The organism is Gordonia effusa NBRC 100432 (assembly GCF_000241305.1).
Taxonomy (GTDB): Bacteria; Actinomycetota; Actinomycetes; order Mycobacteriales; family Mycobacteriaceae; genus Gordonia; species Gordonia effusa.
Genome location: NZ_BAEH01000105.1, coordinates 55,952 through 78,464, shown reverse-complemented (window position 1 = coordinate 78,464; position 22,513 = coordinate 55,952). Strand labels below are relative to the sequence as shown.

At 62.1% G+C, this 22,513-nt stretch carries 18 protein-coding genes and 1 riboswitch; of the genes, 10 read left to right on the top strand and 8 right to left on the bottom strand.

The window, feature by feature from the left end; all coding sequences use genetic code 11:
- Nucleotides 1–3: 3 nt before the first annotated feature.
- The 5 genes from GOEFS_RS18065 to GOEFS_RS18045 all read right to left on the bottom strand — a co-directional run bounded on the left by GOEFS_RS18065 (nucleotide 4) and on the right by GOEFS_RS18045 (nucleotide 5,056).
- Complete coding sequence (locus tag GOEFS_RS18065) at nucleotides 4–1,176, bottom strand: alkaline phosphatase family protein (RefSeq protein WP_007319388.1); 1,173 nt, start codon at nucleotides 1,174–1,176, stop codon at nucleotides 4–6.
- Nucleotides 1,173–1,925, bottom strand: a complete 753-nt coding sequence (locus GOEFS_RS18060; RefSeq protein ID WP_007319387.1) for an ABC transporter permease — start codon at nucleotides 1,923–1,925, stop codon at nucleotides 1,173–1,175. The genes GOEFS_RS18065 and GOEFS_RS18060 overlap by 4 nt, the downstream gene beginning before the upstream one ends.
- A gap of 140 nt (nucleotides 1,926–2,065) precedes the next feature.
- Nucleotides 2,066–3,322, bottom strand: a complete 1,257-nt coding sequence (locus GOEFS_RS18055) for a polysaccharide pyruvyl transferase family protein (RefSeq protein WP_007319386.1) — start codon at nucleotides 3,320–3,322, stop codon at nucleotides 2,066–2,068.
- A 30-nt stretch (nucleotides 3,323–3,352) separates the two neighbouring features.
- Nucleotides 3,353–4,213, bottom strand: a complete 861-nt coding sequence (gene ppk2 / locus GOEFS_RS18050) for a polyphosphate kinase 2 (protein WP_007319385.1) — start codon at nucleotides 4,211–4,213, stop codon at nucleotides 3,353–3,355.
- A 3-nt stretch (nucleotides 4,214–4,216) separates the two neighbouring features.
- Nucleotides 4,217–5,056, bottom strand: a complete 840-nt coding sequence (locus tag GOEFS_RS18045; protein ID WP_050949956.1) for an META domain-containing protein — start codon at nucleotides 5,054–5,056, stop codon at nucleotides 4,217–4,219.
- A gap of 115 nt (nucleotides 5,057–5,171) precedes the next feature.
- On the opposite strand from GOEFS_RS18045, the gene GOEFS_RS18040 reads away from it, so the two are divergent.
- Nucleotides 5,172–6,341: a hypothetical protein gene (locus GOEFS_RS18040; protein ID WP_007319383.1), complete on the top strand. Its 1,170-nt coding sequence runs from the start codon at nucleotides 5,172–5,174 to the stop codon at nucleotides 6,339–6,341.
- On the opposite strand, the gene GOEFS_RS18035 is transcribed toward GOEFS_RS18040, so the two are convergent.
- Complete coding sequence (locus GOEFS_RS18035; protein WP_007319382.1) at nucleotides 6,261–7,961, bottom strand: hypothetical protein; 1,701 nt, start codon at nucleotides 7,959–7,961, stop codon at nucleotides 6,261–6,263. The two genes, GOEFS_RS18040 and GOEFS_RS18035, sit on opposite strands and share 81 nt — an antisense overlap.
- 243 nt (nucleotides 7,962–8,204) lie before the next feature.
- On the opposite strand from GOEFS_RS18035, the gene secA2 reads away from it, so the two are divergent.
- From secA2 to gcvP, 9 genes are all read left to right on the top strand, one after another.
- Nucleotides 8,205–10,775, top strand: coding sequence for an accessory Sec system translocase SecA2 (gene secA2 / locus GOEFS_RS18030; RefSeq protein ID WP_007319381.1), 2,571 nt, complete (start codon nucleotides 8,205–8,207; stop codon nucleotides 10,773–10,775).
- Nucleotides 10,762–11,406 carry a CDP-alcohol phosphatidyltransferase family protein gene (locus GOEFS_RS18025; RefSeq protein ID WP_007319380.1) on the top strand — a complete coding sequence of 215 codons (645 nt, stop codon included), beginning with the start codon at nucleotides 10,762–10,764 and terminating at the stop codon, nucleotides 11,404–11,406. The genes secA2 and GOEFS_RS18025 overlap by 14 nt, the downstream gene beginning before the upstream one ends.
- A 53-nt stretch (nucleotides 11,407–11,459) precedes the next feature.
- Nucleotides 11,460–11,852, top strand: a complete 393-nt coding sequence (gene gcvH / locus GOEFS_RS18020) for a glycine cleavage system protein GcvH (protein WP_040525495.1) — start codon at nucleotides 11,460–11,462, stop codon at nucleotides 11,850–11,852.
- A 264-nt stretch (nucleotides 11,853–12,116) separates the two neighbouring features.
- On the top strand, nucleotides 12,117–12,569 hold the full coding sequence (garA, locus tag GOEFS_RS18015; RefSeq protein WP_040525471.1) for a glycogen accumulation regulator GarA: 453 nt from the start codon (nucleotides 12,117–12,119) through the stop codon (nucleotides 12,567–12,569).
- Nucleotides 12,570–12,613: 44 nt separating this feature from the next.
- A complete protein-coding gene (ftsR, locus tag GOEFS_RS18010) occupies nucleotides 12,614–13,297 on the top strand; it encodes a transcriptional regulator FtsR (RefSeq protein WP_040525470.1) in 684 nt (227 codons plus the stop codon).
- Nucleotides 13,298–13,378: 81 nt separating this feature from the next.
- The gene (locus tag GOEFS_RS18005) at nucleotides 13,379–13,897 is read left to right on the top strand and encodes a bifunctional nuclease family protein (RefSeq protein ID WP_007319376.1); all 519 of its coding nucleotides are present in this window, start codon (nucleotides 13,379–13,381) and stop codon (nucleotides 13,895–13,897) included.
- Nucleotides 13,898–14,131: 234 nt separating this feature from the next.
- Nucleotides 14,132–14,746, top strand: a complete 615-nt coding sequence (locus GOEFS_RS18000; protein WP_007319375.1) for a MerR family transcriptional regulator — start codon at nucleotides 14,132–14,134, stop codon at nucleotides 14,744–14,746.
- A 290-nt stretch (nucleotides 14,747–15,036) separates the two neighbouring features.
- Nucleotides 15,037–15,555 carry a glycine cleavage system transcriptional repressor gene (locus GOEFS_RS17995; RefSeq protein ID WP_007319374.1) on the top strand — a complete coding sequence of 173 codons (519 nt, stop codon included), beginning with the start codon at nucleotides 15,037–15,039 and terminating at the stop codon, nucleotides 15,553–15,555.
- A 165-nt stretch (nucleotides 15,556–15,720) separates the two neighbouring features.
- A riboswitch (glycine riboswitch) is annotated at nucleotides 15,721–15,822 on the top strand.
- Nucleotides 15,823–16,006: 184 nt separating this feature from the next.
- On the top strand, nucleotides 16,007–18,859 hold the full coding sequence (gene gcvP, locus GOEFS_RS17990; RefSeq protein WP_007319373.1) for an aminomethyl-transferring glycine dehydrogenase: 2,853 nt from the start codon (nucleotides 16,007–16,009) through the stop codon (nucleotides 18,857–18,859).
- Between the two features lie 274 nt (nucleotides 18,860–19,133).
- Here gcvP and GOEFS_RS17985 read toward each other — a convergent pair whose 3' ends face one another.
- Nucleotides 19,134–20,309 carry a substrate-binding domain-containing protein gene (locus GOEFS_RS17985; protein ID WP_007319372.1) on the bottom strand — a complete coding sequence of 392 codons (1,176 nt, stop codon included), beginning with the start codon at nucleotides 20,307–20,309 and terminating at the stop codon, nucleotides 19,134–19,136.
- A gap of 26 nt (nucleotides 20,310–20,335) precedes the next feature.
- Nucleotides 20,336–22,504 (bottom strand): malate synthase G, encoded by a 2,169-nt coding sequence (locus tag GOEFS_RS17980; RefSeq protein WP_007319371.1) that lies wholly within the window; start codon nucleotides 22,502–22,504, stop codon nucleotides 20,336–20,338.
- Nucleotides 22,505–22,513: the final 9 nt, after the last annotated feature.

Genomic DNA, 22,513 nt, shown 5'->3' with positions numbered 1-22,513 from the left:
TCGTTACGAAAGAATCAGGGGCACAAGCTGTTCCGCGGGTGTCCACGCACCGTGATGCCCGGCCATCGTTGATTCGACCGGCTCGGCGATACTGCGCGTCAAGATCGTATGACCGGTCGCGACAGCGACGATGTCACCGATTCGCGATGCGATGTCGGGGCCGACCCGATCGCCGAACCATCCCTCATCGATTGCACGATCGCGTGTGACCACATGTGCATCAGTGCCGAGAGTCGCGCTCCACGCGTCATAGACGGCGCCGTCGGCACCGTCATGTGTATAGACATGTCGTACCCGCGCCTCGCCGGCAACCGCGAGAACGTCCGCCATTAACTCGGGCGTGGTCTCGACGTCGATCACGTGTCCGGCCGGCACCATACCGTGGTCGCCAGTTACCACCAAGGTGCACGACTCAGGCAACCCGTCCACTATTTCGCTCACCATCGTGTTGACCTCGGATAGGGTCGCAGTCCACTCCGGCGATCCCGGACCGTGCAGGTGCCCCTGCATGTCAAGGTCGCCGAAATACGCGTATACGAAACGCCGTCCGGCATTGGGTGAACCGACAATCCGGCGCACCGCGTCGCGAATCTCACCAGTCGTTGAGGCGGGATGGTGCTCGCCGCGCTCGCGGAACGCGGCCCGGGTAAGGGGAGAATCGCGTTGGTAGGCGGGAGTGACGTGACTTATCTTGACGCCTGATTCGGCGAAGCGTTGCAGGAAGCTCGTACTCGACTGAATCGACTCGGGTGGGTACTCATACACGGCCGTTTGCCCGTCCGCGGTGTCCAGGCTCCAGCGCAGCGAATTGAGTATCCGTCGGTGCGATGTCGCCCCGGCTGTGATATCGGGGATGAAGCTGTATCCGATGATTCCATGTACTCCGCAGGGGGCTCCGACCGACAGGCTCGTCAGACTGGTCGCGGTCGTCGCGGGGAAGCCCGCACGTATTGTCGTAGTCGCTAGTGAGGCAAGGGTCGGCGCCAGATCGGTATGCGCGGCAAGCAATTCGGAGCCGAGGCCGTCGATCAGGAGCAGTACGACCGATTGGTTGACTGGGATTCGCATGGCGGTATCGTCGCTCGCCCGGTCCGGAAGCAATCCGAATCCCGCGGCTATGGCGGGGAGCACGTCGGACAGCGAGTTCGTGGGCAACGAGTCGAGCGGATTGATCATGGTGCGTCCTCGGCAGGTTTTATTGCAACGGTTGACAATTGGTGGACCAGAGTGACCGAGGTGACTGCCGTGGCAGCCATGATCGACGCTAAGACGATTAGCTGGAATCGGCCGGCCTCGACCGGAGAGGCGCCGCCGAACAATGCCCCGACGAACGCACCCGGCAGCGTTACCAGGCCGGTAGTCTTCGTCTGGTCTGTCGAGGGAATCAGCGCCTGCCGGACCGCCTTTCGGGCAAGTCTCGATGTCGCCTGGCGCGCGTCGGCGCCGATCGACAGCCACCCCTCGACTTCGTCCCAGCTAGCCGCGGTAGTGGCGCCGAAATGCTGCGAAGTCAGCGTCGCGACAGTCATCGTCGCCCCGATTACGATCCCACCCGCCGCGAGCACGTATCGGCCTTCGAAACTTAATGCGCCGCTGGCGAATACCGTCGAGAGCGACACACCAGCACCCGCTCCCATCGACATCGCGACAATCAGCAGATGGTGTGGCGACCAGCCGACTCGGCGCGCGGCAGTCACCACCGCGACCGAAAACATCACTGCCAGAGCCACTCCCACCAGAACGCCGTTCGTCAGGACGCCGGACAAAATGAGGCTCAGTGCGACCAATTGCGCTGCCCCACGCGCCAGGGCGGTGACCTGTCGCCACGGTGCCCGAACCTGATACGACCGCAACAAGAGCATCGTGATCGTGGCGAGCACGAGCACACAGATGAGGGTTCGGACCCACGTGTAGTCGACTGTCATCGACGCGCGTACCTGTTGTCAGACAATGTGACCGCCACCTCGGAGACTGTCAATCCACTGGCCTATCGGATAGACCACGACGACCGGGCCCGGCTCGACCATGACCATCTCATTTCGGCGGAAGGAGGTTCTAGTCGACACTAACGCACGCGGGGCATCCGAAACCTGCTCGACAGTCGGCTCGGATAGATGTGCTGCGCCAATTGACGTTTGCGTTCGACATTGGTGCGACGCGCCGCTTCGGGGAAACCGCCCGCTGTCGGCCTCGAGGGCAGTTGCTCAGGGTCGCTAATCAGACTCCAGCGAGATCCGGCGTCGATGAGAGACTGGTGCTTGGTTGCGTAGTAGTCGGGGTGCGGCACAATTGCCACCCCGCAATCGCCAGCGGCAGCCGCGAGAAGATGTGGATGAAATCGAGTGCTGATCCATGTTTTACCGACGCCGAGCGGCAAGCCATCGCGCCAGACATCGAGGAATGGCACCACCGTGGCGCCGTCGAGTCGCTCTCCCATGAGTTTTGGCACCGTAAAGTCAATGCCTGGAATACATTCGACGACAGTGACTTGGGAGCCCGCCACGTTCCACTCGTCGAGAAGCGCGGTGACAAGCGCCGCGATGGCGTCCACCCCCGTCTTGCCGTGAGCGACGAAATCGTCGGTCAGATCCGACTGCAGACACAATACGATGTCGTCTGATGCCGCTGCCTGGGGTGCTTTTGTCGGTATCGATAGCCAGGCGTCGTCGCCGGAATGACTCGGCTCGATCGCCGCGAATGCGGCTGCCGAAGCGCGATCGCGTACGTCGACCACGGTGAACCGGCCCAAGGCCTCGGTCAAGATATCCGCACGCTGTCCTGCGATCGTCGGCGTCAGTCCCTGTCCGGTGGTGTACGTCGCCGCACCACTACGTTCGCCGACCGCGGCGATTGCGGTGACCAGTGAAAGATGTTGCGGCCAAATGTTATTCACATAACCGCCGCCCAAGAGGTGGATTGACGCCGCACGTAGGAGCAGATCAACCCCCGCGTCCAGGTGGGACGCGACGCCGAGGTTGCTTGCGGCGCGGGTGACCCATTCCCACCCGCGCTCAGGATCAAGACCGTCCGGCCGCTCGATGTCGTGCCGCTCCACACCAGCCGCGAACAGCGTTAGCCGCCACAGGGTGTCGACGAAAATGACGCGAGGATGGCTGCGCCGCAACATGATTGCCGCTTGTCCTGGCGAGTGGCAGTCCAGCACAACCAATGCGTGCGGTCGAACTCGGGCCAGATACTCCAACCAGGTCTTGGCGATGAATTCGTCACCGAAATTCGGATTACCCGACGGCGCGACCAGATAGATGATCTCGTCACGAGTCAGGCGGTTGCGTACCCGCGCGGGAAACTCCGTTAGCTGCACCCGCAAATGCTATCCGGTTTTGCCGAGATGTCAGCTCTCAGCGTCGCCGACCAGTGTCGCGACGTGGTCGGGAACATATTTCGACAGTGACCGAGGTGGTCGGTGGTAGTTGCCACTGTGTACCGGTTTGCGAGGAAGGGAGACCGGTGCGTGTTCGACCGGGTGATAGTCGATGGTGGAGAGCAGATGCGAAATCATATTCAGCCGCGCATGTTTCTTGATGTCGGATTCGACGACATGCCACGGACAGACCGCCGTATCGGTATGCACCATCATTTCGTCTTTCGCGCGGGAGTAGTCCTCCCAGCGGTTGATCGACTCGAGGTCCATCGGACTCAGCTTCCACTGTCGCACTGGGTCCTTCATTCGCGACCGAAAGCGCCGTAGCTGTTCTTCCTCCGATACCGAGAACCAATATTTGCGCAGGATGATGCCATCGTCGATGAGCATCTGCTCGAATTGCGGTGTCTGGCGCAGAAACAGGCTGTGCTCCTCGGGGGTGCAAAAGCCCATGACCTTCTCGACGCCCGCACGGTTGTACCAGGAGCGATCGAACAGCACGATCTCACCCGGAGCGGGCAAGTGTGCGACATACCGCTGGTAGTACCACTGCCCACGTTCCCGATCGTTGGGCGCGGGCAGCGCCGCTACCCGCGCGATGCGTGGGCTCAGGTATTCGGTGATCCGTTTGATGGTGCCACCTTTACCCGCCGCATCACGTCCTTCGAATACGACGACCACGCGGGCACCGGTGGCCTTGACCCATTCCTGAAGTTTGACCAGTTCAGTCTGGAGTCGGAACAACTCCGCCTCGTAGATCTCGTTGGAAATCTTCGGTGACTTCTTGGGAGCATCCTTAGCTGATCGGCCGTTCTTCGACTTCGACGCCATCGGTTAGCGATCAGTGCGTGCGACGAATCCCACGCCCTCGGAGTTGACGACCGTTAGCTTCTTTCCGTCGACGACGTAGTTCTGCAGTCCGCCCAACGCCTTAAGCAACGATTTCTGCACTTGGCGTTGTCCCGGATCCTTGCACGGGCGCCCCGACGTTGATACCGGCCCGAAGACGATCATCGACGTCACCGGTATTGCCACGCCGCTCAAACTGTTACAACCGGTCGTTCCGGAAATCTGAAAGTTGTTGAACCGCAACGTCGGAGCCGACTTCGTCAACGATGGTGCCGCAACCACGGCGCCCTTGTTGAGCAGGGCGGTTACCGTCCACTTGGTGCCGATAAAGGGTCGGTCCGCGGCCTCCTTGCGGTCAACAAGTCGTACCCGTACGTTGCTGGTGTTCAACGTGAGATCGGCATCATCGAGGCGCCAGGTGGGCTTCTTCATGAGGAAGCCGGTAATCCACGCGTCCGCGCCCCGGACCGCACCAACGCATGCCTTGCGAGTCGAAACCATCGGTTGTGCGACCCGTAGCCGGCCCCGCGCCAGGTCGACGGTAGAGCGCATCTGATTGCAGCCCGCATTGATGCTTACCTGATTGGTGGCACCGAACACCATGGTGATCGGTCCGCCGCCGGGGAGCGGGTTGTTGCCGCTGACAGTTTCGGATACGAAAGTCCGGCCCGACAGTGGGTTTTTGCCCGGCTTTGCGGGCGCCGCGGTGGCGGCAGAACCTACGAGCAATGCCGCGATAGCAGCTATCGCGGCCGCTACGGTAATACCGACTGCTGATCTATGTGGGTTCAACGGAGTGCGCGAAAGTCGCGTAGACGCTGGCATGGGAAATAATTTACCCAATCGCGGGCTCGGCGGGACAGCAACACAGCGGTAGCTCGGACGAGTCGCGTCGCTGACACGTCGACGGAGTCGGATCTCGCATAGAAGGAGTGGGCTGATGGATTCGGTAACTTGTCGGACCGAGTACCTCACTTCACGCCACGAGTGGGGTGCTCGCGGTGCCTGGATAGCGCTCGTCGCCGGATTGCTCGCATTCGTGGCGCTCAAGGTAGTCGGCGTCAGCGGATCGACGACGGCACTAGTTGTGTTCGGAGCGGTGGCGGTGTCGTTGACGATCGCGGCCTGGGGGCGATTGGGTGCGCGTGGCGCAATGCTTCTGGCTGTCAACGGTGAGACCGTCACCTTAGGCAACGAGGGAAAGAGACTGACGTCCTATCCGCTGTCGACGTTGGTGTCGGTGTCCAGAGAAGGACCGGCCTCGGCTACTTCCCAATCAGGTCAGAACCTCACCGTGGCGGGCTTGAACTATTTGGTGTTGGAATTCTCCGATGGGGTGACGCCGGACCGGTCGACCGATATCTGGCAGATCGCCGTGGTTGAGACCGACCCGGCCGCCACCGTGCTTCTCGATAGGCTGCGCCCCGCATCGGCCTCATCGCCGGTAAATCTCGCGAAGCCGTTCACGCCGGACGCGTACCGCGACACATCAGCTCCGAATACCTCCCGCAGAGCGTCGGCAACTCCGCGAGTCGATCTCAGCCGCGAAACTTCGGCTGCGGTGAGCGACACCGGCTATGACGATCCGCGAATCGCCAATGCCAGTAGCGACGAAGCCGCACAACGTCTTTGGGAATCAGCGACCGGCCGCCATGACGAGATTCTGCGCGCCTACGGGGCTTACGAACTGCAGCCCGAACAGATGTTGCGCTATCCGGCGGTCACCGACGTCACCCTCGAACCGGTCCAGGACTTCCACGACGCGCTCAGCGACGCGCAGGCGTTGCGTAGTGAGAGCTTTCCCGATGAGCGCGAGGTCGCCGACGATTACCAGCAATCGGTCCGGAGGTTGTCGCGGGCCTGGATCGCGTGTGAGGCCAATGGCCGCAAATTGGGCACCGAATATTTGGGGACCGACGAACGCGATGGACTCGACACGGCATTGAAACTCGTCAGTCATGCTCGCGGCAGCGCTACTGGCGAGGAGGAAGCCGCCTATTATCAGCGCGCGCATCGCATCGTCGTCGATTTACGTGACAAAGGGGCCATACACCTGCCGGCCGGCGCCGTCGCGCAACTGGAGGCAAGCGCGCGCCGCGCGTTGAAGTGATACTTCCACCTCAATACGGTTCGTCGCTTGCCCGATGAGGTGACAGGCATTCAGTAGTAGCCCGACATCAAGAACGTCCCGGTCATCGAATACCTGCCGCTCGCCGCCTCGGATTTCGACATTTTCACCCGAATGAACGGTGGGTCCACGTCGTATGACGACGAATCCGTTGCCTCGATGTCGATGGCGTTCCGGTCGAAACTCTTCACGTTTCCACGCGCCATGGCCTGCGCCCGGACCGAGTCGAACACTGTAGGACTGAGTTCGTTGAAGGAGAAACCTGCGGTCGGCAACTTCCCTGGAGGCCGAATTGCTCCTTACCCGCGGAAACTGACCGGGGCGAAGAGCGATATCACCCCACCGGGTAGTCGTGGTGAAGTCGAGCAACACGCCGCCGCTGTTCTGGATACTTCCGGCGAACATGATGGGCGTCGACGGTGCGGTGCCGCGGATCTCGAAGCGATCGAAAATCTTCATACTCAGTGGCAGTCGCTGAGCGATCAGAGCGTCGCGAGCGATGCGGAATGATGTCGCGAAGTCGCCTGGATCGAAATACTCGGCGACTACACCGTTGGCGTCGGCCTCCATATCGTCGATGTCTGAGTCCTCGAAAGACACTGATATCAATGGCTTCTCGTAGTCGTATGGCTTCGTGATCGCGATGTCATCGACGGTCGTAGGTCGAGCGGCACGTGCCAGTGCGTCCTCCGTCGTCGTGACTACCGCGGCGAGGTCGGTGGTCAGAAACTGATTCGGATCGAAGGTATCGTCGTCGCGAGACTGGGAAGCGCGTCGAGTCGGCTCGCTGAACTCGCCGTCGGATTGCCGGTAGAGCGAGATCTGCTGACCGGTGTCGGGATCGTAGAAGTCGGCGTAGTCCGAACCCGACTCGCCCAGTCGAATGCTGAGCGCCGTCCGAACTGTGGTCGGCGCGATGGTCCGCATTTTGTCGATAAGCGCCCGCAGCCGACTGTTGAGGTTTCGGTCCGACGCCGTGGACGAACTCTCACCCGGCGATTCCGAGCCGGACGTCGATATCGACGGCAATGACACGTTCACCTGCCACGCGGTCGCCGGCACACCGAAGAGCACGATTGCGCAGACCACCAGCGTCACCGCCGGGTAGATGACCGCCCACGCTCCGGGGTAGTTGCTGAATTGCGGCGTCGTCGTCCGACGTCCGCGAGCAGGGCGGGGCGGCACCGACACCGGGAGCAGTTTCGCATCGCCCGAACTCAGCAGGGAGTCGGCAAACGACTTGTTCATCGCGGTGATCCAGGTCGTGCGGTACGACACGTCGCCGGCAGGTGTGACCGTGGCGGTCACCGACGTCGGCTGAACACTGGTCGCGTTGATGGCACTGCGGGTTACCGACTCCACCTGCACGCGTGTGCCCGGCGCACTGCCCGCGAGTTCCCACTGTCGCACCTCGGTGAGGCGCGAGGGCCGGGGACTGATCGCCAAACCCGCCACAATCCCACACCCGCCGAGAATGGCGACCCAGACCGGATTATGCGCGCCCAGACCGATGCTGACCGCGATGATCACGCCGGAGGTGACGGCGGTCAGCAATCGGACGGTTACTCGACGACGCGTCGAGAAGCGGGGGAACATCGCCATCACAGCACCTCCGGGCATCGACACACGGCGCGGCCGCCGGGTGCGCCACTGGATGGCCGCCGCGTCGACACACCCGAACTCTATGTTGACTCCTCGCGCACCTGGCCGGGCAAGTACCGTGGAGGCCGTCAGGTGCGCCGACACCGGTAACGTTCCGGTGCCCGCTGCGTCGAATACCGACAATACGCGCGCGACGCGCCCGTCCCGCGAAGGGACGCGCAGGTGAAGAGGAGAAGGTAGCCGGTGGGAAAGCTTTCCAACAGCATGTGGCGACTGCTGGGGTCGCAGACGACCCGCAATCAGTCCAAGTCGATCAGCCTGATCAAAGATTCGGCTGACCACGACAAGTGGGCCGCCAAGCTCGGCGACGAGGATTTCGTTACTGAAGCGGAGAAGCTGGACATCGGCGCCAATCTGGGGGATCGGGCGAAGTTCTTGGCTCTGGTACGCGAGGCATCCGACCGTGCGCTCGACATGCGCGCCTTCGATGTCCAGTTGCAAGGCGCGCTGCGTCTGCTCGAAGCGGACATCGTGGAGATGGCGACCGGTGAGGGCAAGACGCTCGCCGGCGCGATCGCCGCCATCGGTCACGTGCTCAGCGGCCACCGCGTGCACGTCATTTCGGTGAATGACTATCTCGCCACCCGCGATGCCCGGTGGATGAAGCCGCTATTCGAGGTTTTCGGCATCGACGCCCAATCCATAGATGAGAACTCGACCCGCGAGGAGCGCAAGGCCGCATACGCCGCCGACGTCACCTATGCCTCGGTCAATGAAATCGGCTTCGATGTCCTACGCGATCAGCTCGCGCAAACCGAGGATGATCTGGTGTCCCCGACACCCGATGTCGCGATCATCGACGAGGCCGACTCGGTCCTAGTCGACGAAGCCTTGGTTCCGCTGGTGCTGGCCGGGTCCACCGAGGGAGATGTGCCCGACCAGGCGATCCACACTGTCGTCGCGAGTTTGAAAAAGAAGCACTACGACATCGACTCCGACGGTCGCAACGTGACGCTCACCGACGAGGGCGCCGAATTCGTCGAAGCCGAACTCGGCGGCGTCAACCTCTACAGCGAACAGCACGTCGGCACCACGCTCGTACATGTCAACGTCGCACTGCACGCGCATTATCTGCTTGAGCGCGATGTGCACTACATCGTGCGCGATGGCGGCGTTCATCTGATCAACGCCTCGCGTGGGCGGGTTGCCCAATTGCAGCGCTGGCCCGATGGCGTGCAGGCCGCGGTCGAGCTGAAAGAGGGCCTGGCACAGACTGATTCGGGTGAGGTCATCGACACGATGACGGTGCAGGCGCTGATTGGACGCTACCCCACGGTGTGTGGCATGACCGGTACCGCCCTGGCCGCCGGTGAACAGTTCCGCCAGTTCTACAAGCTCGCGGTTTCACAAATACCGTCCAATACCAAGAACATTCGCGTTGACGAGCCCGACCGCGTGTATGACTCCAAGGCCAACAAGGTCGAGGCGATCGTCGCCTACGTGGCCGAGGTCCACGAGACCGGGCAACCGATCCTCATCGGCACCCACGACGTCGCCGAATCCGAAGAACTCGCCTACTTCCTGGAGAAGGCGGGAGTCACCTGCGTCATCTTGAACGCCAAGAACGACGCGCAAGAAGCCGCGATCATCGCCGAGGCGGGCAAGAAGAACGCGGTCACCGTGTCCACCCAGATGGCCGGGCGCGGCACCGACATCCGCCTGGGCGGGTCGGGGAGCGGCGGTGCCGTGGAGGGCGTAGCCGAAGGCGATGAGAAGGCGCGCGAAGAGATCGTCGAACTTGGCGGGCTATGTGTTGTCGGTACCGGTCGGCATGACACCGAACGTCTCGACAGCCAGTTGCGCGGTCGTGCCGGACGTCAGGGCGATCCGGGCGTTTCAGTTTTCTTCTCCAGTCTCGAAGATCCCGTCGTCACCAAAAACCTTGCGTTCAAACGTGATCCGGTCTCGCAGGAAGAGGACGGTTCGATGGGATCGAAGGGTATCGAACTCATCGAACAGGCCCAGCGGGTCGCCGAGGGTGTCATGTTGGAACTTCACGCCAACACCTGGCGCTACAACCAACTGGTGAACCAGCAGCGCGACATTGTTGTATCTCGTCGGATGGAGGTGCTCACCACCGATACCGCGATCGATGAGCTGAAGAAGGCCGAGCCCGCCCGCTATGCGCAGTTACGCGGTGAAGAGGTGCCCGCCGACGTCGACGGCAAGGACGAGGACGAAAAGACCGACAAGAAGGCCGGCAAAAAGTCGAAGGCCGCTCGACGTGTGACCGACAGTGCCGAAAAGGCGGCGGTCGACAAAGAGTCGGACGACCAATCGGATAAGTCGGAATCGGACTCAGTCGCCGACGCAGCCGAGTCAGTGTCGACCGAAACCGCGTCTGCTACCGACGATGACGTCGAAGCCTTCACCCCGGCCGAACCGGTCGATGAGGAAGTGCTTGCCGCCGCGGCCCGCGAGATCATGCTGTTCCATCTCGACCGCGCTTGGGCCGATCACCTGGCCTTCGTCGCCGACGTTCGCGCCAGCATCCACTTGCGGGCGATCGGCAAGCAGAGTCCGCTCGACGAATTCCACCGGTTGATCGTCGACGAGTTCAACAGACTGCCCGACGAAGCGGTTGCCAACGCGCGCAAGACATTCCGTGAAGCCACGATCACCAACGACGGTATCGACCTCGGCACGGCAGATCTGCATCGATCGACTACCACCTGGACTTATATGGTCCACGACAATTTGTTCTCCTCCGGCGGTGCCAAGACCCTGCAGGGGATCATCGGTGTCTTCCGCTGAAACTCCCGGCGCGCAGACGCCAGCCGCGGCGACCGTCGACGGTCCGATAACCAAAGATCAGATCTGGACTGTTCCCAACGCGTTGAGCGTCGGGCGCCTGATTCTCATCCCGGTATTCATCTATGTATTGCTGGTGGCGAAGGCCGACGGTTGGGCATTCGCGATTTTGATGGTGTCGGGTTTCACCGACTGGCTCGACGGCAAACTCGCACGGTTGCTCGATCAGTCGTCGAAGCTCGGCGCATTACTCGATCCGGCCGCCGATCGTCTCTACATCATCGTCATCCCACTATGTTTCGGCATCCGGGACTTCGTGCCGTGGTGGCTCATCGGAGTGATCATCGGCCGTGACATCCTGCTCTTCGCCACCGCTCCGCTGCTCAAATCGCGTGGCCTGGTCGCCCTGCCGGTGCTCTACATCGGCAAGGCGGCAACCTTCGCGTTGATGAGTGCCTTCCCGTGGATTCTTGCCGGACAATTGGATTCGGTTTTCGGCGACATTTGCTATCCCATCGGGTGGGCGTTCATGGTGTGGGGAGTGGGCCTGTATCTTTGGTCCTTCGTCCTCTACTGGATTCAGACTGTGTCAGTGGTAACGAAGATGCCACGAGCGGGCAGTTCGCCTGTGTGATCCGGGCGAAAGTTGACACAATTATCGGCGACCTACAGGAAGGTTCAAATCTCGTGAGCAATGTGCCCGATTCCCTGCGTTATACCGCTGAACACGAATGGGTTGAGAAAATCGACGCTGATACAGTGCGCGTCGGGATCACCGCGTATGCGGCCGAACAGCTCGGCGACGTCGTTTTCGTTCAGCTGCCCAGCGCGGACGACGACGTGACGCCCGGCGAATCGTTCGCCGAGGTGGAATCAACCAAAAGCGTGTCAGATATTTTCGGTCCGCTCGCCGGCGCGATCGTGGAGGTCAACGAGGCGCTTGATGCGTCGCCCGACCTCGTCAACTCCGATCCTTACGGACAGGGCTGGCTAGCGGTCATCCGCGTATCGGGTGATATCGATGCTGAGCTATCGAGCATGCTTGACGCCGCCGGGTACCGCGCACTGACCGACGGATAACGGGTCTCCGAACGCCAATCGCCGTTCCGGCCGCTGCACGACTATGCTGAACCTGATCACCCGCATACTCACTCGACGGCAAGCAGAACCTGCCGCGATACGGTTTAGGTGAACCAGCAACGGCTTAGAAAGATTATCGGTGCCGACACAGCAGGGTTTGAAACGCCCTCGACTGTGTCCGCCGCCCGCAGGCGCGTCCCAACCAGGGATTGCCCGGGGAAATAGTGAATAAACGATGACGATAGACCGACGACGACAGGAGACGTGGTGAGCGAGAGCGACAACGGCTACGAAGCACCGGTGGAGACAACTTCGGTATTCCGTGAAGACTTCATCAACGAGGTTGATGGTGCCCCAGCGGCCGCGAGTGAACCCACCGATACGGGCGTCGAGCGGCTCGCACCGGGAACGGCACTGCTCGTAGTCAAGCGCGGTCCCAACGCCGGTTCGCGTTTCCTGCTTGACCAGGCCACCACCTCTGCGGGCCGGCATCCCGACAGCGACATCTTCCTCGATGACGTCACCGTGAGCCGCCGCCACGCCGAGTTCCGTCTCGGCGACAACGACTTTCAGGTCGTCGACGTCGGCAGCCTCAATGGCACCTACGTCAATCGCGAACCGGTCGACACCGCCGCGCTAAGCAATGGCGACGAAGTGCAGATCGGCAAGTTCCGCCTGGTCTTCCTGAGCGGTCCGCGCGACGGCGAGAGCGCCTAAGAACCGTGACGGCAGCGTCTGCCGGGCAGCGCGGGGCCGGAGTCATGTCTATTGGCTCTGTCCTTGGACGCCTGCGCGATGACTTTCCCGACGTCACCATCTCCAAGATTCGGTTCCTGGAATCCGAGGGGTTGGTGACGCCCGAACGGGCGCCATCGGGCTATCGGCGGTTCTCCGATTCTGATTACGAACGCTTGCGTTTTGTGCTGACCGCACAACGTGATCGATACCTTCCGCTGAAGGTCATCAAGGAACAACTCGACGAGATGGACGCGGGTTCGTCGACGACGGGGGGCCAGCCGACACTGCTGTCGAGCGCGCGTGGAGCGGTTGCGCCGGCGACTGATTTCGGAACGCGCGGCTCACGGGTGTCGCGCGACGATCTGATCGAACGCACCGGGGTGGACAGCGCGTTCATCACCGAATTGATGCGTAATGGTTTGCTTACCGCCGGACCCGGTGGATTCTTCGACGAGGACGCGGTGCGGTTAGTCGAAGCCGCTGGTTCGTTGGCGAGCTATGGTCTCGAGACACGCCACCTGCGCGCGTTCAAAGTATCGGCGGACCGCGAAGCCGGACTCGTTGGTCAGATTGCCAGTCCGATCGCAAAAGGTCGCGGTACTGGTGCTCGTGATCGGGCGGAAGAGTTGGTACGCGAAATCGCGGCGTTGTCGGTAACTCTGCATACTCAACTGGTGAAAGCAGCGGTCCGCGATATTCTGGACTGAGCCACTTCAATGTTGGCCGGGGAGTCATCCCGACCGCTGGTTAGGCGAGCGGCGAGTGCGACCCGCGAGGAAGGTGGAGTCATGGGTGAGATGAAAGTTGTCGGCATTCGTGTCGAGCCACCGCAGAGTCAGCCGGTCCTCCTATTGCGTGAGGTTGACGGCGAGCGTTATTTGGCGATTTGGATCGGCCAAAGTGAAGCGGCGTCGATCGCATTGCGGCAGAAGGGGATTGAGCCCCCGCGTCCATTGACGCACGACCTGATCGTCAATCTGGTCAAAGCGCTGGGGCGCGAGCTGGTTCGGGTACGCATCGTCGACATGCAAGAGGGCACCTTCTACGCGGAGATGGTTTTCGACGATGAACTGACGGTCTCGGCGCGTCCCTCCGACGCGATCGCGGTCGCACTGCGCGCGGGCGTACCCATCGTCGCCGACGAGGATGTACTCGTGGAGGCTGGCCTGATCATCCCCGACGAAGACGCCGAAGGCAGCGGCGAGACGGGGGTCGACGCCGATGGTGAACTCTCCGAAGACGAGGTCGAACGATTCAAAGAATTCCTCGACAGCGTTTCACCAGATGACTTCAAGGCCGGGGAATAGGTCACGGTACGGCCACCGCAGCGTCACGGTAACCCTACATCTCAACTTTAGGTTTAGCCTCCAGCGCGTCGCGTTGAAGTAGTTTGCTCACGCGCATACGGTCTATTTATTGCCTTCCAGATCAGGCTGGCAATAGGAAAGAATGGCTGACACGGGTACCGTGAAGGTCGGCGCCGAACATCGTGCGCCGCCTAACGCAGTTTGAGGCCATCCGAGTGCTGCGAGGAGTGTGGAGTGGGCGATCAGCCGATCGACAACGGCGACAACCGTACCGAGGTGGGTGCGGGTGGGCAACAAGCCACCCTCGACGACATCGCGCCGGGTTTGTTCCCGAACGACACCGTGCCCGACGATCTCGTCGGTTACCGGGTGCCAAGTGCATGCCAGATCGCTGGTATCACCTACCGCCAGCTCGACTACTGGGCGCGGACCTCGCTGGTTGTGCCATCGATCCGCGGCGCCGCCGGTTCCGGTAGTCAGCGTCTCTACTCCTTCAAAGACATTCTGGTTTTGAAGATCGTCAAGCGTCTGCTCGACACCGGTATCTCCTTGCAGAACATCCGAGTCGCCGTCGATCATCTTCGCCAGCGCGGCGTCGAAGATCTCGCGCGGATCACCCTGTTCTCCGACGGCACCACCGTGTACGAGTGCACATCGGCCGAAGAGGTCGTCGACCTTTTGCAGGGTGGCCAAGGCGTGTTCGGTATCGCGGTGAGTGGTGCCATGCGGGAGCTGTCCGGCACGATCGCCGACTTCCCAGGCGAGCGCGCCGATGGCGGCGTCAGCGAAACCGCACCCGAAGACGAACTGGCGGCACGTCGTAAGAACCGGACGCGCAAAACAGGTTAGATAACCCACCGTCGAGGCGGGCCACTTACGGTCGTCGAGCCGGGCCACCGCCGATCGTCGAATGCCAGCCGGGCCACCGCTGATTGTCGAGTGCCGATTCGGACCACCGCCGATCGTCGAGTGCCGAAGCGAGCTTGCGAGCTTCGGTGTATCGAGACGCGGTGACCCCAACTCAAAACCCAGCCAAAAACCTTATGGCGCAGTAACTTTCACAGAACCTCCGAAACCGCCGCACCCCGGTTCGCGCCAATCTGAACCGCCCCCTCCGATCCAACCGATACCCTAAAGCCATGCGAAATCTCGTGCTATCCGTCATCGGCGACGACCGGCCCGGTTTGGTCTCAGCACTCGCGGACGCGATAGCGACAAACGGTGGTAGCTGGGATCGAAGTCAACTCGCCCGATTGGCCGGGAAATTCGCCGGCATCGTCGTGGTTACGGTCGCGGCCTCCGATGCCGACCAGGTGATCTCCTCGGTGACGAAACTCGACGGTCTACTCGACGTTGTCGTTCACGACGGCGGTGGAGACGTAATTTCCGGTAATGACTGGACTGCCCTGCGTATCGGATTGCTGGGCAACGATCGCGCCGGCATCGTGCAGGAGATCTCGACAGCCCTCAGCGCCAGTGGCGCCACCATCGAGAACATGGTCACCGGCACCCGAGAGGCGCCGATGGCCGGCGGGATTCTCTTCGAAGCCGACTTCGACGTCCGCATTCCGCCGGGAACCGAATTGTCAACGGTCCGTAGCGATCTCGAGCGCCTCGCCTCGGAGTTGCTGGTCGATCTCGAGATCGACGCCCCCTGACCGTGGCGGCGTGCCGGAAATACCCCACAGATTTTCGGCCGTTCACGTCAATTATTGCTATGTGGCCGCAAATTCCGGTGGGGTAGTCGGCGGCCATGATGTGATACACCCGACGCCCCGGCGAATGAGGTGTCTTCACGTGGGCGGTTAGTATTGACAACGCATCGCTGCGCAGCGGGAGAGCGCCGGACCGCAACTCGGATCTGGCCGCCGAAGGAGCAACACCTCTCCGTCAATCTCTCAGGCACCCCGGACCGTTGCGTTGACGATGTCTCTGGAAAGTGACACGTGTAGTAGCGTGTCCGCCCACGGTGAAAAGTCGTGGTCGTCTGCCCTTACCGGGGTAGCGGCGCGACCGAAACTCTCAGGCGCCGACCTTAGTCGGCATTGACAGAGGGAGAGGGCACTGATCGTCGATGCATCGGCATCGGCTTCGCGAGAGGTTGCCCTCATGGCACTGGAGTCCTCCCACACATCCGCCCAGTCGGCACTCTTCGCCGACCGTCACATCGGACCCGACTCCGACGAGACCACCCGGATTCTGGCTGCCGTCGGTGTATCCGACCTCGACGAGTTGGCCGCGCGGGTTGTGCCGTCCAGCATCGCTGATGGCGCGGATGGACTCGACGCCCTGCCGTCGGCACTCTCCGAACCTCAGGTGGGCGCAGAGCTCGCCGGCCTGGCGGCCAAGAACACCGTCGCTCGTTCGATGGTCGGCCTCGGCTACTACGACACGCATACGCCTGGCGTGATATTGCGCAATGTCGTCGAGAACCCCGCTTGGTACACCGCGTACACGCCGTATCAGCCAGAGATCAGTCAAGGCCGACTCGAAGCGTTGCTCAACTTCCAGACGATGGTCTCCGACCTCACCGGCATGGAGATCGCCAATGCGTCCATGCTCGACGAAGCGACCGCCGCCGCCGAGGCGATGACTCTATTGCGCCGGGCCGGAAAGTCCAAATCGCCGCGCCTGGTCATCGACGCCGAACTCTTTCCGCAAACCAAAGCCGTCATCGCAACCCGCGCCGAGCCGCTTGGCATCGAGGTTGTCGAAGCACGTTTGGATCCGGCAGCTCCCGACGCCGGTTTGCCCGACGGCGAGTTCTTCGGAGTCATCACCCAGGTACCGGGTGCGTCGGGCCGGGTCGTCGATGCCGAACCGATCATTACCGCCGCCCACGACCGTGGCGCGCTCGTCGCGGTCGGCGCCGACTTGTTGGCGATGACGCTGCTCACCCCGCCCGGCGAGCAGGGGGCCGACGCGTGCTTCGGTACCACCCAGCGGTTCGGCGTCCCGATGGGTTTCGGTGGACCACATGCCGGCTACCTCTCGGTCCATACCAAACATGCTCGTCAGTTGCCCGGTCGTCTCGTTGGCGTTTCCAAAGACGACGATGGCAATCTCGGGTACCGGCTGTCGCTCCAGACGCGTGAGCAGCACATCCGCCGGGAGAAGGCGACCAGCAATATCTGTACCGCTCAGGTGCTGCTCGCCGTCGTCGCGGCGATGTACGCCAGTTATCACGGACCACAGGGGCTTACCGCGATCGCTCAGCGGGTCCACGCTCACGCTGACACTATCGCCGCTTCACTCGGTGATCTCGTCGTCCACGCGAACTACTTCGACACCGTTCTCGCACATGTGCCGGGGCGCGCCGACGATGTCGTGGCCGCCGCGAAAGCTGGCGGTATCAATCTGTGGCGCGTCGACGCCGACCATGTATCGGTCGCCTGTGATGAAACGACCACCGACGCTGACGTCGCCGCGGTCCTCGACGCGTTCGGGGTCGACGCCGCGACCGGTAGCACCCCCATCGCCAACCGAACTTCAGAGTTCCTGTCCCACCCGGCATTTCATCGCTATCGCACCGAAACGGCGATGTTGCGGTACTTGCGCCGGCTTGCGGACAAAGATATCGCGTTGGACCGCAGCATGATCCCGCTTGGGTCGTGCACCATGAAATTGAACGCCACCGCCGAGATGGAGCCGATTACCTGGCCGGAGTTCGCGGGTTTGCATCCATTCGCGCCGGCTGAAGACACGGTTGGCATCCGGGAGCTGATCACCACGTTGGAAGGGTGGTTGGCGACAATCACCGGCTACGACCGAATCAGCTTGCAGCCCAACGCCGGATCGCAAGGCGAGTACGCCGGGCTACTGGCGATCCGTCGCTATCACCTCTCGCGCGGCGACGAACAGCGGACGGTGTGCCTCATTCCGTCTAGCGCGCACGGGACGAACGCGGCGTCGGCGGTGATGGCGGGTATGAAAGTCATCGTGGTGGCGTGCCGGGAAAACGGCGACGTCGACACCGCCGACCTCAAAGAAAAGATCGCTGCCCACGGCGACGAGCTTGCTGCCGTCATGATCACCTATCCGTCGACCCACGGTGTGTTCGAACATGAGATCACCGAGATCTGCGGTGCCGTACACGATGCGGGCGGCCAGGTCTACATCGATGGCGCGAATCTGAACGCGCTTGTGGGAGTTGCCCGTCCAGGACATTTCGGTGGCGATGTCAGCCATTTGAATCTGCATAAGACCTTCTGTATCCCGCACGGCGGCGGCGGACCCGGCGTCGGCCCCATCGGGGTGCGCGAGCATCTGGCGCCATTCCTGCCGGGCCACCCACTCGCGGCCGAACTGCCCGGTGATCTGACAATCTCTGCGGCACCATATGGTTCGGCCTCGATTCTGCCGATTACCTACGCGTACATCGCAATGATGGGTGGCGACGGACTTCGTCGTGCGACGTTGACCGCGATCGCGTCGGCGAATTACATCGCACGGCGTCTCGGCGAGTTCTATCCGGTGCTGTACACCGGAGACAGCGGCTTCGTGGCCCACGAATGTATCCTCGATCTGCGCGGGCTGACTAAAGAGACCGGCGTCACCGTCGACGATGTGGCAAAGCGGTTGGCGGACTACGGTTTTCACGCCCCCACTATGAGCTTCCCGGTGGCCGGCACCCTGATGGTCGAGCCAACCGAGAGTGAAAACCTTGATGAGATCGATGCCTTCATCGACGCGATGATCGCTATCCGCGGCGAGATCGACAAGGTCGCGGCAGGGCAGTGGTCAGTGGACGACAACCCCATGCGTGGTGCGCCGCACACGGCGGAATGTCTTGTCGCGGAATGGAATCACCCGTACACGCGGGAAGAGGCCGTTTACCCGAATGGCCTGCCGTCGGCCGGCGGTCGGGACAAAGTATGGCCCGGCGTGCGTCGTATCGACGGCGCGTTCGGTGACCGAAACCTAGTCTGCAGTTGCCCGCCGATCGAGGCCTTCGCGGAGTAGCAGCGGCGCGCGAACCCGGCTGATCGAGCGCCCGCCGGGTCGGGTGTGGCGCCTAACTTGGCTGGTCGAGTGCCGCCCGCCGAGGTCGGGAGTGCCGCTCAACTGGCTGGTCGAGTGCCGCCCGACGAGCGCAGCGAGACGCGCGGTGTATCGAGACCCCGCAAGCCGAACACCGAACGTGCCCACCACAACCCGGCGCCAGGCATCGACTGAAACCTGCGTCCTGAGCCTCGGCAAGGGAGGTATCCCCTCAGGTCGCCTAACGCCGCAGGTTTCAGCCTGACTTTCCGTACAACGCCTTGTTCACCGCGACGACGGCTCCGGGCTCGGGCACCGGCATTGGATTTGGGATGACCGGGAAGCTAACGGTCGAATTGGCTTGCGGCAGAGCGGCATCACCACGGAAACCGAGAGCGGTGAGCTTCTTCATTTGCTCGGCCTGGCGCACAAATGCGAAAAACTCCCCGACGCCGTCGGCCTGTGCCGTCGAGACTTTATCGCCGGAGAGGTGAGTGACCGGAAAGTCGGCCAGCGGTGAGGTTCCACCAAGCGTCAGCTCACGTAGATTCGCGCTCTTGCCGGCTCGGCTGAGGATGTACAACTGCGCCTCGGTAATCGGGACCGCGTGAATAGTTGCCTTGGCCGGATCGGCGGCATTCGCGATGGTGTCCGCGGCCCACGCCGACGTGTTCTCGTCGAGTTTGGGTGCCTCGTCTAGAAGCACCTGGATACTCGATCGCACTCGGGTCGAGTCGGCGTCCGAAGCGGTGAGCAACGACTGGCTGCGCGTTACCTCGGTAGCTACGGCCTGCGCGGAAAGTGCCGTCGGGTCGCTATTGGGCCCGGTGGGCATGGCCAATCGCAATGCGCCCCAACCGGTGAGCCCGAATCGCGACAGACTGCCGGCAGTGCGGGCGAGGGTCGGCAACTGTCCCCAGTCGATCTTTCCGTCGACCTTCTCCTTGAACTCCGGCGACACGGCAAGCACGATCGGCGACGTCACCAGCGACTCGGGCGTTCCGTCGAGCAGGGCCGGCTTAGTCACTTGCAACTGCGATGTCCACACCGACGATTGCGGCACCCACGCAGCAGGGAAGGCGCCCAGCGTCGACGAATCCCATTGTGACTCGGTCAATCCCTGGTACGTGATGCGAGAATCGCCCGGCCGAATATCGATGGTAATGCAATGATCTCGTACCACCGGATGAGTTTGGTTGTAGGACTTGGCAATTCCACGCAGTGCATCGGTGATATCCGGATCGGCGATGATCGATACCATCGCCTTACCCTCGACGCAGGTTCCAGCCGCCTGGTTGCCTTGCCTGTCGACGCGGTCGCCGAGCTGCCACCAGAGGACCCCGACGGCGACGATCAAAATAACGCAGAGCGCCGCGAAGACCAGTCCTCGACTGACTCCGCGGCGCCCCGCATCGGTCCGGTGGTGGGCCACCAACTAACTCCTTATGGATATGACTGTCAGTTGTTGGCAGCCTTGTATTCGCGACGACGCCGATGCAGGATCGGCTCGGTGTAGCCGCTCGGCTGCTTCGCGCCCTCGAGAATAAGCTCTTTCGCCGCTTGGAATGCGATGTTGGTATCGAAATCCGGAGCCAGCGGGCGGTAATCGGGGTCACCGGCGTTCTGCCGGTCGACCACTGGTGCCATCCGCTTGAGAGCTTCGACGATGTCGTCTTCGCTCACGATGCCGTGTCGCAACCAGTTGGCGAGCAGCTGACTGGAGATTCGCAGGGTCGCGCGGTCTTCCATCAAGGCGACGTCGTGGATGTCGGGGACCTTGGAACATCCGACGCCCGCGTCGATCCAGCGAACCACATAGCCCAGAATCGACTGCGCGTCATTGTCGAGTTCCTCGCGCTTCTCCGCGTCGGACCAGTTGGTATTCGCCGCGAGCGGGATGGTCAGCACGTCATCGACTGACGCTGGATCGCGTTTGGCGATGTCATCCTGACGCTCGAACACGTCCACCTCGTGGTAGTGCAGCGCGTGCAAGGTGGCGGCGGTCGGTGACGGCACCCAGGCAGTATTCGCGCCCGCCCGCGGGTGGGCGATTTTCTGCTCCAGCATGTCGTGCATCAGATCGGGCATGGCCCACATGCCCTTGCCGATCTGCGCCTTATGCTGCAGTCCCGCGTGCAGGCCGGTGTCGACGTTGAAGTCCTCGTAGGCCTTGATCCAGGTCTGCTGCTTCATGTCGGCCTTGCGCACCACGGCGCCGGCCTCCATCGATGTGTGGATCTCGTCGCCGGTGCGGTCGAGGAAGCCGGTGTTGATGAACACCACGCGATTCTCGGCGGCCTTGATCGCGGCTTTGAGGTTGACCGTCGTGCGGCGCTCCTCGTCCATGATGCCGACCTTGATGGTGTTCTCCGGCAGACCGAGCACCTTCTCGACGGCGCCGAACAGGTCAGCGGTCAGTTTGACCTCGTCGGGACCGTGCATCTTTGGCTTCACAATGTAGATCGATCCGGTGCGCGAGTTCTGCAAACCTTCGGAGGACAACCCATGGATGCCGATCAGCGAGGTCACCAACGCGTCGAGGATGCCTTCGCCGATCTCGTTGCCGTCGGCGTCGAGGATCGCGTCGGTGGTCATCAAGTGCCCGACGTTGCGCACGAATAGCAGTGAGCGACCGTGCAGTTCGAGTTCGGAACCGTCGGGCGCGGTGTAGACCCGGTTCGGGTTCAACACGCGGGTAAAGGTTTTGCCGCCCTTGGCGACTTCTTCCGACAGGTCGCCCTTGTTGAGGCCCAGCCAATTGTGGTAGCCGAGCACCTTGTCGTCGGCGTCGACCGCGGCGACTGAATCCTCGAAGTCCATGATCGTGGTGATCGCGGACTCGACCAGCACGTCTTTGACGCCAGCGGCATCGGTCGAGCCGATGGGGGAGTCCGCATCGATCTGAATTTCCAGGTGAAGTCCGTTGTGGCGCAACAGAATTGCCTTCGGCGCCAGCGCGTCGCCCTGGAATCCAACGAATGCCGCCGGATCGGCAAAGGTGGTGGTGTCGGTGTCATCGCCGAGAACCACCGTGACCTTTTCACCGTCGACCACATACTTGGTCGCGTCGGAATGAGAGCCATGCTCCAGCGGAACGGCCTTGTCCAGGAACGCCTTTGCGAACGCGATCACCTTGTCGCCGCGAATCTTGTTGTAGGACTTGCCCTTCTCGGCACCGTCGGTCTCCGGGATCGCATCGGTGCCGTAGAGCGCGTCGTATAGCGAACCCCAGCGGGCATTGGACGCGTTCAGCGCGAAGCGCGCGTTGAGAATCGGCACCACGAGCTGTGGACCGGCCGTGTCGGTGATCTCGACGTCGACATTCTCAGTGCCGATGGCGAAGTCGGCTGGCTCCTCGACGAGATAACCGATCTCGGCCAGAAACGCCTTGTACTCAGCGAAGTCGAGGGTCTGATGCTCCCGGTGCCACGCGTCGATCTTCGCCTGCAGGTCATCACGCACCGCGAGGAGTTCGCGATTACGCGGGCCGTGCTCGTTGATAACCGACGCGGCTCCGGCCCAAAACGCGTCCTGATCTACTCCGGTGCCAGGTAGCGCCTCATTGTTGACGAAGTCGTAGAGAACGGGAGCGACCTGCAGACCATGGACGGTGACGCGTTGCGACATGACAGCCTT

Coding starts and splice junctions, on each gene's coding strand:
- ftsR (WP_040525470.1), top strand. CDS start 12,614: ATGTCTATTGGCTCTGTCCTTGGACGCCTGCGCGATGACTTTCCCGAC.
- GOEFS_RS18060 (WP_007319387.1), bottom strand. CDS start 1,925: ATGACAGTCGACTACACGTGGGTCCGAACCCTCATCTGTGTGCTCGTG.
- GOEFS_RS17995 (WP_007319374.1), top strand. CDS start 15,037: ATGCGAAATCTCGTGCTATCCGTCATCGGCGACGACCGGCCCGGTTTG.
- GOEFS_RS18005 (WP_007319376.1), top strand. CDS start 13,379: ATGGGTGAGATGAAAGTTGTCGGCATTCGTGTCGAGCCACCGCAGAGT.
- ppk2 (WP_007319385.1), bottom strand. CDS start 4,213: ATGGCGTCGAAGTCGAAGAACGGCCGATCAGCTAAGGATGCTCCCAAG.
- GOEFS_RS18035 (WP_007319382.1), bottom strand. CDS start 7,961: ATGGCGATGTTCCCCCGCTTCTCGACGCGTCGTCGAGTAACCGTCCGA.
- GOEFS_RS18045 (WP_050949956.1), bottom strand. CDS start 5,056: ATGCCAGCGTCTACGCGACTTTCGCGCACTCCGTTGAACCCACATAGA.
- GOEFS_RS18065 (WP_007319388.1), bottom strand. CDS start 1,176: ATGATCAATCCGCTCGACTCGTTGCCCACGAACTCGCTGTCCGACGTG.
- gcvP (WP_007319373.1), top strand. CDS start 16,007: ATGGCACTGGAGTCCTCCCACACATCCGCCCAGTCGGCACTCTTCGCC.
- GOEFS_RS17980 (WP_007319371.1), bottom strand. CDS start 22,504: ATGTCGCAACGCGTCACCGTCCATGGTCTGCAGGTCGCTCCCGTTCTC.
- GOEFS_RS18040 (WP_007319383.1), top strand. CDS start 5,172: ATGGATTCGGTAACTTGTCGGACCGAGTACCTCACTTCACGCCACGAG.